The following is a 12315-nucleotide window of genomic DNA, read 5'->3' as shown; positions in this document are numbered from 1 at the left end:
TTCGGTCCCTGCTGTCGGATCCGGGGCTTCTGGCCACCCCGGGGAGTCGCGGCCCCGCCCCGGACCGATCCGGGACGGGGCCGTCTGTCCTGTTACTCGACGTTCGCACCCACGGTCGCGTCCCAGCCACCGGTGACGGCGGTCTTGTTCGCGTTCACCTGGTCGATGGTCGGGAACACGGCGGCCTCGTAGGCGGCGGCCGGCGGCAGCGCGTCCAGCAGATCCTGCGGAATCTTGCCCGCAGCGGCCATCGCGTTGAAGCGCGCCGGGTGGCAATAGCCCTTCAGCCACAGGGTCTGGCCCTCGTCGCTGTAAAGGTATTCCATCCACAGCTTGGCGGCATTGGGATGCGGTGCGAAGGCGCTGATCCCCTGCACGTAGACACCGGCCAGGACGCCGGTCGACGGGACCACGATCTCGACCGGGGGATTGCCGGCCAGCGTGTCCTTCCACGCAAGGGCGTTATAGTCCCAGGCGACGACGATCGGAGTCGTCCCCTGCGCCAGCGTGCCGGTCTTGCCGATCACGGGGACGAAGTTCTGGGACGCGTTCAGCTCCTTGAAATATTCCAGGCCGGCGGTCCCGGCAGCTTCGCCCGGTGCAGCACCGGTCGACATGCCGGCGGCCATCACGCCCAGGATCGCCTGGTTCGACGCCCGCGGGTCGCCCGCCAGCGCCACCTGCCCAATATATTCCGGCTTCTTCAGGTCCGCCCAGTCGGTCGGTGTCGTGTCGACAAGGTCCTTGTTCACGATGAAGGACATCACGCCGTAATAGTCGCCGTACCAATAGCCTTCGGCATCCTTGATGTCGGCCGGGATCTCGTCCCAGGTCGAGACCTTGTAGGGCTGAAGCAGGCCTTCGGCCTTGGACGACGGCCCGAATGCCAGGCCCACGTCGATGACATCCGGCGCCTGCGGGCCGGTATTGTCCTTGTTCGCCTTGATCGCCTCGATCTCGTCGGCGGAACCGGCATCCGGGTTCAGTTCGTTGACCTCGATGCCCGGATACTTGGCCTTGAAGCCGTCGATCACCGCGCCATAGCCGCACCAGTCGTGCGGCAGGGCGATCGTGGTCAGCATGCCTTCCGCCTTGGCGGCGGTGTACAGTTCGTCGATCGACTGCGCCGAAACGACCGTGCCTGACAGCACCACGGCGAAACCGGCCGCACTGGCCAGCAAATTCTTCATCGTCATGAGACACTCCCGGTTGTTAGATCCGGCCGCTTTTCTCCGGTGACCCTTGCCCAATACGGGGCCCACGCGCGCGGCCGTTTCATCGTCAATCTAGCGACGGCTTCGCGAGATTAGCAAGCAAAACCGGGGACATGGCAGAAACCTGGACGTGTAACGTGCCCCTGCCGGGACAAACCCGCGGGCCAACGCGCAAATATTGATCGAAGAGCGCCGGCAGAGCCGCGGAAACAAGGACTTACAGGGCGGACTTCGCGCCCGTTCGGGACGGTCCGGGCAGGTCCTCTGCGCCCATATCGGGCGTAGAGGGGCGCGCGGCCGATCAACCTGAGCGGTGACATGCCGCCGCAGGCCAGGGAACCCGGGCCAGGACCGCGGGGCGGGAACGTCCTGCGAACCGGTCTGCCAGCGCCAACGGGCAAGGGCGGCCGACGGCACGGAATTCCCGGCTCGCCTGTCGTGACCGCGCGCTGCGCAGGGTCGCCGCGCGTCCCAAGAGTTCTTTCCCGGCGCACCCCACACCCGCAGCCACTCGCCAGGTTCTGCATCCGTTCTGATCGCACAAGCAGCAAATCTTGAAAATGTTCCCTTTCTGTTCTATATTCGAATCGACCCCAGAAAGGGAGAAACCCGATGGAAGGCACGACTTTCGCACTCCCCGCGACACCGAAACAGGTCGCCTATGCCCGCGCGCTGGCTCTGCGGAACGGAACGCTTTTGCCGGTAGAGGTCCAGCAGGATCGCCGCGCGCTCAGCAGCTGGATCAACGGGCAGGCCCGGCTGAAGCCCTTGACGCATGACAACCGCCCGAGCTCGAAACAGGTGGCCTTTGCCGAGAAGCTGGCCCGGATCAAGCGCCGCGCGGTGCCCGAGGAATGTTTCCGAGACAAGGGCCTGATGTCGAAGTGGATCGACGGCAATCGCTGAGGTCAGACGTCCACGACACTCCACAGCGCGCTGAGCGGCAGGGCAAAGTTCCTGTCGCCGAAGGTCAGCTTTTCCCGCCCCAGGTAAAAGACGATCCCGGTACAGGTCCGGCTGCGCCCCGGGCCGTCGGCCGCGAACCAGCGCAGATGCTTGAAATCGCCGGCCTCCACGGTTGCCGAGGCCTTGACCTCGACGTTCAGCAGATGGCTGCCGGCATCGACCAGGATGTCGATCTCTCGCTGGTCGGCGCTGCGCCAGTGGTACAGGCGATAGTCAGCGTCCTGCAGCGGCAGTGCCCGCTGCAGTTCGCCGGCGACATAGCTTTCCAGCACTCCGCCCAGAACCTGCGGCGTGCCGTCCAGACCGAAGGTCGCCGAGGTGAACCGCCGCAGGGCGCAGGTGATCCCGGTATCGACGAAGTGGAACTTGGGCTGCCGGATCTCTCTCCGGCTTTCACCCGATGACCAGGCGCCCAGCTTCGTCACCAGCGACAGGCGGATCAGGATATCCAGATACTGGTCGACCGTGACCCGTTGAAGCCGGGTCAGCTTTGCCAGTTCCGTGGTATTAATCTCTTGCGCGGTGCGCGCCGCCATCTGGTCGATCAGCTGCCGCAGTGCATCGGGTTTGCGGACCGGCATCACGTCGGCCACGTCCCGGTCGACGACGGCATCGATGTAGTCGCGGTATTGCCGCTGGCGCGGCCGGATCGGCAGGGTCCGGGTTTCCGGGAAACCGCCTTCCAGCACCATCTCGACATAGTCCTGCCGGGCCAGCGGTTCCGGATCCGCGATCTGCGCCAGCAAAGGGTTCGGCTGCATCGCCCAGTCCATCAGGCGGTTGACCGGCGCACGCCGGATCTCGGCCGCGGACAGGGGCCACAGCTTCAGCGTCCGCATCCGCCCGGCCAGCGAATCCGCTACCTCTGCCGTGGTGAACACGTTCGACGACCCGGTCAGCACGAACTGCCCCTTGCGACGATCGGCATCGACCAGCCGCTTGATCGCCAGGGCCAGGGTCTTGGACCTTTGCGCCTCGTCGATGATCAGCGGGGCGTCGCCCAGCCCGGCCCGAAGGCTTTCAAGCTGACCTTCTGGATCGGCCTCGACGGCGGCCAGGACGGCGGCATCGTCCAGCGTCACGAAATGCCCGTGTCCGAACAGGTCGCGCACCAGCGTCGTCTTGCCTGCCTGCCGCGGCCCCACGAGGTTGACCACCCGGGCCGAGGCCAGGGCGTCCTGCAATTCGGGTACGAGATGCCTTGGAAGATAGCTGTCGTTCACCGGTGGGTATCCGTCTTGGTGCCGGGCCGCCGGCAGTCTTCTGTCGAACGCCTGTCGAGCATTCCGCGGAACGCTTATCAGGATATCCACCATTTGTATATTAGAGTATCCACGGAAAGATCATTATTTCCAGTGCGAAAGGAAAGCCGGCATCCAGGCAGCCCATGGTCGACAGGGTGCCGGATACACGACATGGAACAGATGTCCATGTCCGGCACCGTGCCGGGCGACAGTCTGACCTTGTCACGCACCGCACGGACCGTGCGATACCCCCCGCGTCCCGGTCCGGGTCCGCGCCACCGAAACCCGGAAGCCGGACGTGAAAAGGCCCCGTCCGGGGACAGGGCCTTGATCTGTGCCTTGATCCTTGTCCGGGGCGGCAGGGTCAGTCGCTAATCGCGCCTTCCTCATCCCGTTTCTGATGCATCTTCGCCTTGGCCTTGCGGTTGACGATTATGGGCAGCACGAAGCCGATGATGGCAATGGTCCACAGCGCGATGGCCAACGGACTGTCGATCAGGGTCCACCAGTTGCCGTTGTCGATGGAAATGGCCCGGCGCAGGTTGTTTTCCATCGCGTTGCCCAGCAGCGTGCCCAGGATGACCGGCACCAGCGGCACGTCCAGCTTGCGCAGGCCCCAGCCCATGACGCCGAACCCGATCATCACCAAAAGGTCGAAGGTCGAGCCCGAGATGCCATAGATCCCGACGAAGCTGACCATCGCCACGATCGGCATCAGGATCCGCGACGGAACCAGCAGGATCCGGGTAAAGAGACCCACCATCGGGATGTTCATCGCCAGCAGCATGAAGTTCGCGATGAAGAGCGCGGCAATCAGGCCCCAGACAACGTCAGGGTTCTGGCTGAACAGCAGCGGCCCCGGCGTGATGTTCAGCGACAGCAGCACCGCCAACAGCACCGCGGTCGTCCCCGACCCCGGCACCCCCAGCGCCAGCATCGGCACCAGCGCCCCGCCGGCAGCGGCATTGTTGCCGGCCTCGGGCGCCGCGACGCCGCGGGGATCGCCGGTGCCGAAGGTGCCCTCCTTGTCGACGAGCCGCTTTTCCATCGAGTACGAGATGAACGACCCCAGCGAGGCCCCTGCTCCCGGAAGCACGCCGGCCAGGAAACCGAGGACCGAGGTGCGCAGCATCGTTGGCGTGCACTGTTTCAGCATCGACAGCGGCGGATAGATCCGCCCGATCTCGATCTTGCGGCCTTGCGCGTCGGACCCGCCGTGACGGTGTTCCAGGAAGATAAAGACCTCGGACAAGGCGAACAGGCCCACAATGGCGACAAGGAAATCCAGGCCGTCATAAAGGTGCACCTCGCCGAAGGTGAAGCGCGGGACGCCCGTCTGGGTGTCGACGCCGATGGTGGCCAGACCCAGCCCAAGCGCCGCGGCAAAGGCCGACTTGGCCTGGTTGGTCGACGACACGCCGCCCAGGGTCATGAAGGCCAGCGCGAAAAGCGCGAAGTATTCGGCCGGACCGAACAGCAGCGCGATCTTTACCAGTTGCGGGGCCAGCAGGATCAGGCCCCAGGTCGCCAGGAAGGCGCCCACGAAGGAGGCGACGCCCGACAGCGACAGCGCTTCGCCCGCCATGCCCTTCTTGGCCATGGGATAGCCGTCCAGGCAGGTCATCATCGCCGGTTCGTCTCCGGGGATGTTCAGCAGGATCGAGGAGATCCGCCCGCCATACATCGCTCCGTAATAGACCGATGTCAGAAGGATCAGCGAAGGCGTGGCGCCAAGACCCATGGTGAAGGCCAGGGGGATCAGGATCGCCACGCCGTTCGACGGGCCCAGCCCCGGCAGCGCGCCCATGATCGTGCCCAGAAAGCAGCCCAGAAGGGCCAGCAGAAGGTTCTGCCAGGTCAGGGCGATGACGAAGCCGTCGGCGAGGTTGGATAACGTGTCCATGCCGGTCCCCTCAGAAGCCCAGAGGGCCGCGGGCCAGCGACAGCCCCAGCACCAGGTGGAAGATGACGTAGATACCGACCGAGGTGCCGATGCCCGTGGCCACCGCTTCCAGCGGCTTCGACCCCAGCCGCCAGGCAAGGTAAGCCGCTGCGAAGGCGGTCGCGATCACGAAGCCCGCAACGGGAAGCATCTCGGCATAGATGATCATGACGACCACGGCCGCCGCGATTTCGGCCAGCCGGCCCAGGGCGGGCCACTCGGGTTCGGCCTCCGGACGCAGGGCTATGGCGGCGCTGGACAGGCCCAGGATGGCCGCGATGATCAGGGGGAAGGCCTTGGGGCCCACGGCATCCGACAGGAAGCTTTCCTCGATGGCGAAGGCCGCAAGGGCGTAGCCGATCGCAAGGAGCATGCCGAAGACACCGAAGATGCGATCGCTCATGTCGATCTCCTCTCGTTCGGGTGTGCGGGACAGGGCCGGAAGCCGCGCAGGGCGCACGGCTTCCGGCGGGGGTAATCCGCTTGGGGCCGGATTACTTGATGATACCGATCTGGCGCGAGATCGACTGGATCTGGTTGACCGAATCCGCGACGAAGGACTGGAAATCGGGGCCCTGCAGGTCCAGCGGGGCCAGCCCGTTGGCTTCCATAACGGCCTTCCATTCGTCCGAGGCGTAAAGCGTTGCGATCTTCGACACCCATTCGTCATAGGCCGCGTCCGACATGCCGCCCGGGGCATAGAAGCCGCGCCAGTTCGCGCCAATGGCGTCGACACCCTGTTCGCGCGCGGTCGGGAACTTGCCGAACTCGCCATCCAGCCGCTCCGGTGCCAGCACCGCGATGACCTTGATGTCGCCCGAGTCGACAAAGCCCTTGGCCTCGGAGATATCGCCGGTAAAGCCCTGGACCGACCCGGCCAGAAGCTGGGTCACCGCCTCGCCGCCGCCGTCGAAGGCGATGTACTTGACCTTGCGCACGTCATCGATGCCATAGGCATTGGCCGCGATCAGGACCTTAAGGTGGTCCCAGCCACCGACGGCCGAGCCGCCCGCGATGGAGATGGAGGTCGGGTCTTCCTTGATCTTCTGCAACATCTGCGGAAGCGTATCGATCTCGCTGTCGGCGGCCACGGCAATCACCCCGTAATCGGCCCCGACCGACGCCAGCCAGCGCACCTGGTCCATCGTGTTGCCGGGATAGGCGCCCTGCGCCAGGCGGGTCGCGGTGGCGGAGGATGCCGCGACGATCAGGTTGTCGGCCGCGTTGCGCTTGTTCACGACCTCGGCAAAGGCCACGCCACCGCCGCCGCCGGCCAGGTTCACGACCTGCATGGTCTGGTCGATCAGGCCCTGATCCTGCAGCGATTTGCCCACCTGCCGGCAGGTGAAGTCCCAGCCTCCGCCCGGGTTGGCGGGGGCGATGCATTCGGGGCTTTCCTGGGCCTCGACCGCGACGGCGGACAGGGTCAGGGCGCCTGCGGCAAGGGCGACTGCGGCAAGGGCGCCGCGGGTTGCGGAAAAGATCATCTGGTCCTCCTCAGGTCCGGAATGGCGCAGGGCGTGGCGCCGGAAATCATCCGCAGGCGGGTTTCGTGCGACCACTTTCCTGCGGGTCCGCGATGTGTAACCCTTGATCCTGTCACCAAGCTGTCATCGTGACAGGAAAGACCGCAGCAATGGGGAAGGCGGACCGATGCGTGTCCTGATGGTCGAGGATGCCAGGGACCTGGCCGAAGGAGTGATCGCCCAGCTGGCCCGGTCGGGCATCGTCTGCGATCTGGCCACCGGGGTCGGCGATGCCCGGGATTTCCACGCCGTCCAGCGCTATGACGCGATCCTGCTGGACGTCAACCTGCCCGACGGATCGGGCCTGACCTTCCTGCGCGACCTGCGCGCCGCGGCCGATCCGACGCCCGTCCTGATGCTGACGGCGCTGTCCGCCGTCGAAGACCGGGTCGAAGCGCTGGACCAGGGCGCCGACGATTACCTGCCCAAACCTTTCGACCAGCGCGAGCTGGAGGCGCGGCTTCGCGCCCTGGTCCGGCGCGAGGCCGACCGGAAGGCGGAGCAGATCAAGCTGGGCGCGCTGGTCTACGCCCCCAAGGATCGCAGCGCACGGCTGGACGGCCGCCAGCTGGACCTGACAAGGCGCGAGGCCGCGCTGCTGGACATGCTGATCCGCCATCGCGGCCAGTACCTGTCGAAGACGCGGCTTTACGATTCCCTTTACGGGTTCAACGATGCCGATGTCGGCGTGAACGCGATCGAACTGTACATCGCACGCCTGCGGAAGAAATTCGCGGGGTCGGACGTCGCGATCACCACCCAGCGCGGCGTCGGCTACCGGATCGGACTGGATGAGTGACGCCATTGCCCTGAAGCGCCCGGTTCGCAGCCTCGTCACCCGCGTCATGGGCACGGTGCTGGTCCTCCTGGTGCTGGGCGGCCTGCTGGTGTCTGCCTCGATCTGGTGGAACGGACGGCTGGCGGCGCGACAGTCCTATGACCGGATCCTGCTGGGCGCGGCGCGGGACATCGCGGAATCGGTGCGGATCCTGGACGGCGCGCCGCTGGTCGACCTGCCGGTGTCCGCCTTCCAGCTGCTGGCGCAGGCGCCGGACGACCGCATCTACTATGCCGTCCATGGCCCCGGTGGGGACATCGTCACCGGCGTCGATCCCGACAGGACGGTGGACCGGCCGTCCGGCGGCACCGCGCCGGTCCGGTTCTTCGACGCGATGCTGAACGGCGAACCGGCACGCTTCGTCCAGGTCACCCGGCGCTTCGTGGAACGCGACTTTTCCGGCCCCGTCGATGTCGTCGTGGGCCAGACCCTGCGCGCGCGCCAGGCGATGACGCGGGAACTGATGCTGGACGCCCTTCTGCCGATGGCCATCGCGGGCGTGGCGCTGATGGTCCTGTCCTTCCTGGTGATCAGTTCCGCCCTGCGGCCGCTGGGATCGCTGGTCGAGGATCTGTCCCTTCGCGATCCCCGCGACCTGACGCCGATGCCCACCGATCGCCTGCCACGGGAACTGCAGGTGATGCTGGGTGCCATGAACCGATTCATGCAGCGGCTGGACAGACAGGTCGACGCGATGCGGAACCTGATTTCCGACACAGCGCACCAGTTGCGCACCCCCGTCGCCGCGATCCGTGTCCATACCGAGACCGCAGCGGCCGAAACCGATGCCGGGGCAAGGGCGCTGGCGCTGGACCGGCTGCAGGCGCGGACGCGGTCGCTGGATGTGCTGCTGAACCAGCTTCTGGCCCGCGCGCTGGTCATCCACCGGACCGACAGCGCGCCGCGCGCGCCCGTCGACCTGCGGGAAATCGCGCTGGAGATGCTGGAGCGGGACGACCACGCCGTACTGATGCCCGATGCCGACCTGCGACTTGTGATTGGCGAAGATCCGGTGATGGTCCGCGCCGATGCGTTTTCCCTGGGCGAGGCCGGGCGGAACCTTCTGGGCAATGCGCTGACCCATGGCGGGCAGCCGATCCTTGTCGGGGCCGAACGGGCCGGCCCTGATGCCATCCTGTGGGTCGAGGACGGCGGCCCCGGCCCGGAGGCCGCCGTGATCGAACGGTTGGGGCAACGGTTCAACCGCAACTCCGCCACCAGCGAGCAGGGCACCGGGATCGGCCTGTCCATCGTGGCCGCCGTCGCCGCAGCCTTCGGCGGACGGGTCGAGATGACGCGCACCGACACCGGCTTTCGCGCCAGCCTGATCCTGCCGGCAGAGGAGACGACGCCATGAAGATCCTGCGCCTTGCCGCGGCCCTCGTGCTGCTGGCCTCACCTCTTCCGGCGCAAGAGGCCACCGCCCGCTTCGGAGAGGGCGGAACCGAAGTTCTGGTCCGTTCCACCACCGATATCCAGATCATTCGCCCTGTGATCGAACGTTTCGTGACCCGCAACCCGGACCTTTCGATCCGCTATGAACAATGGGGCTCGAACGCGCTCTTCGACCGAAGCCGGGCGGATTGCCAATCCGGCGATGCGCCGGCCGATGCGATCGTGTCATCGGCGGTCCAGCAGATGGTCTGGCTGGTGAACGCGGGCTGCGCGCAGCCCTACCGGTCCGCCGTGACGCTGGCCCTGCCGCAGGCCCGCCGCTGGCGGGACGAGTTGTGGGGGATCACCACCGAACCCGCCGTCATTGCGTACAACAAGGACCTGCTGTCGGCAGAGGACGTGCCGCGCAGCCGATTTGCCCTGCTGGACGCGATGCGGGACAATCCGGAATTCTATCGCAAACGCATCGCGACCTATGACATCTCTGAAAGCGGCCTGGGGTTCCTGTTCGCCTACAGCGACAGCCTGGAGGCCACGACCTTCGGCGCCCTCTTGGAAGGGTTCGCCCGGATCGAGGCGGTGGCGACCTGCTGTTCGGCCGAGATCATCGCCGGCGTGGCCGACGGGACGTACCTGCTGGCCTACAACGTCCTTGGTTCCTACGTCCTCAACGCGGATGCCGCAACGGTGGGGATGGTACTGCCCGAGGATTACACGCTGGTCCTGTCCCGCGGCCTGATGATCCCTAAGGGCGCGGCCCAGCCGGCCGCGGCGGGGCGGCTGCTGGAATTCCTGTTCACGGCCGAAGCGCAAAGCCTGCTGGCGCAGGCCGGGCTGGTGGTCGACACCGATGACGACGACGCGGGGATGGACGTCGGTGCCAGGCGCTTCATCCCGCTGTCGCCCACGCTTCTGGTCGCCCGCGACGCCAGCCACCGGGACCTGTTGCTGCGGTTCTGGTCGGAAACCTTCCGCCAGGCCGAGATCCCCTGATCCGTCCGCGACCCGGTGCGGCTGTCCCCGCGATGCCCCGGACCGGCGCCGGTGCAATGGCGCCAAGGCCGATGATCCCGATCTTCAAGGGCCGGTCCTTTGCCGGTCAGACCGTCCGTACCAGCCGCAGAGCGTCATAGACCGCGGCATGGGTATTGCGCGCCGCGACGGCGTCGCCGATCCGGAACAGCTGATAGGTGCCGTCCCCGTTCGTCGCCACGTTCTGCGGCTGCCCCGCGATCAGCGCGTCATAATCGACCTCGCCCAGGTTCGACGATCCGGGCCGGAGGTCGAAATAGAGGTCGTCCAGCGGCCGCGTCCCGTTGTTCACCACGACCTGGTCGACGGACCGCGTCCGCGTGGCCCCGGTATAGTCGGACCCGACCCGGGCCTGCAGCAGGTTCCCGTCGCGCGCGACCGCGTCCAGTTTCCACGTCACGGTGAAGGTCACGTCGCGCTGCTGCAGTTCCCGCATCGCAGGGGTCAGCGACATGGCCATAACCTCGGGCACCAAGGTGCGGTCGCGGGTCATCACCTCGACCGAGGCACCGGCGGCGGCAAGCGCCTCTGCCGCCTGCAGCCCGGCATAGTCGCCGGCATCGTCATAGATCAGGACGTTCTGGCCGGGCCGCGCATCGCCCGACAGGATGTCCCAGGCGGATACGACAAGGTCGTTGCCGTCCTCCAGCAGCGCGGTATGGGGCAGACCGCCGGTGGCGACGACGACAACATCCGGCCCCTCGGCCTTCACCACTTCGGCATCGGCGAAGCTGTTGAAGCGGAAGGTCACGCCCAGCCGTTCGCATTCGGCGAAACGCCATTGGACCAGCTGCATCATCTCGGCCCGGCGCGGGGTGCGGGCGGTCAGGCGAACCTGCCCGCCGGGCCGGTCCGCGGCCTCGTGCACGATCACCTCGTGCCCGCGCTCGCCCGCCACGCGCGCGGCCTCCAGCCCTGCGGGGCCTGCACCGACGATGACGATGCGACGGCGGTCCACGGCCGGTTCGATCCGGTGCGGCTGTTCCAGTTCGCGCCCCGTCGACGGGTTGTGCAGGCACAGCGCCATGCCACCCTGGTAGATACGGTCGAGGCAGTAGTTGGCACCGACGCAGGGCCGGATCCGGTCTTCCTCGCCCCGCCGGATCTTGGCCACGATATGCGGGTCGGCCATATGCGCGCGGGTCATGCCGACGATGTCCAGCTTGCCGGACGCAATCGCGTGCCGCGCCGTCGCCACGTCCTGGATCTTGGCCGCGTGGAAGGTGGGAAAATCGGTGGCGGCCCGGATTTCCCCGGCGAAATCCAGGTGCGGTGCACTGGCCATACCCTGAACCGGGATCACGTCCGTCAGCGCCGCGTCGGTTTCGATGTGCCCGCGGATCACGTTCAGGAAATCGACCAGCCCGCTGGCCTTCAGCCGGCGCGAGATTTCCATCCCTTGCGCCTTGTCGATGCCGCCCTTCATCGCCTCGTCGCCCGCATAGCGGACGCCCACGATGAAATCCGGCCCCACCCGTTCCCGGATCGCGGTCAGCGCGTCCATCATGAAACGCATTCGCGTGTCCAGGCTTTCGGCGCCGTAAGGACCCTCCAGCGCGTTGGTCGCAGGCGACAGGAACTGGTCCATCAGGTGGCCATAGGCCTCCAGCTCGATCCCGTCGAGGCCGGCGGCCTTCATCCGTTCGGCGGCATCGGCATAGTCCCGGATGATCCGGGCGATGTCCCAGTCCTCGACCGGTTTCGGAAAGGCCCGGTGCGCGGGTTCGCGTTCGTGTCCGGCAGACACGACCGGCAGCCAGTCGCCCTTGTCCCAGCGGGTGCGGCGGCCCAGGTGGGTCAGCTGGATCATTACCGCGCAGCCATGGTCGTGGCATTCGTCGGCCAGCTTCTTCATCCAGCCCACGACCTCGTCCTGCCAGGCCAGCACGTTGTTGAAGACCGGCGGGCTGTCCCGCGACACAGCGGCGGACCCGGCCGTCATCGTCAGCCCCACGCCCGCCCGTGCCCGTTCGACGTGATAGGCGCGATAACGATCCTTGGGCATGCCGTCTTCGGGATAGGCCGGTTCGTGGCTGGAAATCATCAGCCGGTTCTTCAGGCGCAGATGCTTCAGATCATAGGGCTGGAACAGGGGATCGCTGGACATGGGTACACCTCCGAATGCCCGTCATGATCGGCAAAATGTTCACTTGTGTCA

At 66.6% G+C, this 12315-nt stretch carries 10 protein-coding genes; 4 read left to right on the top strand and 6 right to left on the bottom strand.

Features of this window, described 5'->3' with window-relative positions; all coding sequences use genetic code 11:
* Positions 1-92: 92 nt before the first annotated feature.
* Positions 93-1196 carry an ABC transporter substrate-binding protein gene (locus FQK05_RS19955; RefSeq protein WP_158970173.1) on the bottom strand — a complete coding sequence of 368 codons (1104 nt, stop codon included), beginning with the start codon at positions 1194-1196 and terminating at the stop codon, positions 93-95.
* A 630-nt stretch (positions 1197-1826) separates the two neighbouring features.
* On the opposite strand from FQK05_RS19955, the gene FQK05_RS19950 reads away from it, so the two are divergent.
* Positions 1827-2120, top strand: coding sequence for a hypothetical protein (locus FQK05_RS19950; protein WP_158970171.1), 294 nt, complete (start codon positions 1827-1829; stop codon positions 2118-2120).
* Between the two features lie 2 nt (positions 2121-2122).
* Here FQK05_RS19950 and FQK05_RS19945 read toward each other — a convergent pair whose 3' ends face one another.
* The 4 genes from FQK05_RS19945 to FQK05_RS19930 form a co-directional block, all read right to left on the bottom strand.
* The gene (locus tag FQK05_RS19945; RefSeq protein WP_233270595.1) at positions 2123-3403 is read right to left on the bottom strand and encodes an ATP-binding protein; all 1281 of its coding nucleotides are present in this window, start codon (positions 3401-3403) and stop codon (positions 2123-2125) included.
* A 385-nt stretch (positions 3404-3788) separates the two neighbouring features.
* Positions 3789-5327: a tripartite tricarboxylate transporter permease gene (locus FQK05_RS19940; RefSeq protein ID WP_158970167.1), complete on the bottom strand. Its 1539-nt coding sequence runs from the start codon at positions 5325-5327 to the stop codon at positions 3789-3791.
* 10 nt (positions 5328-5337) lie between these two features.
* Positions 5338-5769, bottom strand: a complete 432-nt coding sequence (locus FQK05_RS19935; RefSeq protein ID WP_158970165.1) for a tripartite tricarboxylate transporter TctB family protein — start codon at positions 5767-5769, stop codon at positions 5338-5340.
* 91 nt (positions 5770-5860) lie between these two features.
* Complete coding sequence (locus tag FQK05_RS19930; RefSeq protein WP_158970163.1) at positions 5861-6853, bottom strand: Bug family tripartite tricarboxylate transporter substrate binding protein; 993 nt, start codon at positions 6851-6853, stop codon at positions 5861-5863.
* Positions 6854-7019: 166 nt separating this feature from the next.
* On the opposite strand from FQK05_RS19930, the gene FQK05_RS19925 reads away from it, so the two are divergent.
* Genes FQK05_RS19925 through FQK05_RS19915 form a run of 3 tightly spaced genes read left to right on the top strand, consistent with a single transcriptional unit; the run spans position 7020 to position 10118 of the window.
* Positions 7020-7691: a response regulator transcription factor gene (locus FQK05_RS19925; RefSeq protein ID WP_158970161.1), complete on the top strand. Its 672-nt coding sequence runs from the start codon at positions 7020-7022 to the stop codon at positions 7689-7691.
* Positions 7684-9087: a sensor histidine kinase gene (locus FQK05_RS19920; protein WP_158970160.1), complete on the top strand. Its 1404-nt coding sequence runs from the start codon at positions 7684-7686 to the stop codon at positions 9085-9087. Before FQK05_RS19925 ends, FQK05_RS19920 begins: the two co-directional genes overlap by 8 nt.
* The gene (locus FQK05_RS19915; protein ID WP_158970158.1) at positions 9084-10118 is read left to right on the top strand and encodes an ABC transporter substrate-binding protein; all 1035 of its coding nucleotides are present in this window, start codon (positions 9084-9086) and stop codon (positions 10116-10118) included. Before FQK05_RS19920 ends, FQK05_RS19915 begins: the two co-directional genes overlap by 4 nt.
* A 106-nt stretch (positions 10119-10224) precedes the next feature.
* On the opposite strand, the gene FQK05_RS19910 is transcribed toward FQK05_RS19915, so the two are convergent.
* Positions 10225-12264: an NADH:flavin oxidoreductase gene (locus FQK05_RS19910; protein ID WP_158970156.1), complete on the bottom strand. Its 2040-nt coding sequence runs from the start codon at positions 12262-12264 to the stop codon at positions 10225-10227.
* Positions 12265-12315 lie beyond the last annotated feature (51 nt).

Origin of the sequence: Chachezhania sediminis, assembly GCF_009765275.1 — a bacterium.
GTDB classification, from domain to species: domain Bacteria; phylum Pseudomonadota; class Alphaproteobacteria; order Rhodobacterales; family Rhodobacteraceae; genus Chachezhania; species Chachezhania sediminis.
This window is presented reverse-complemented; position numbering and strand designations above follow the sequence as displayed.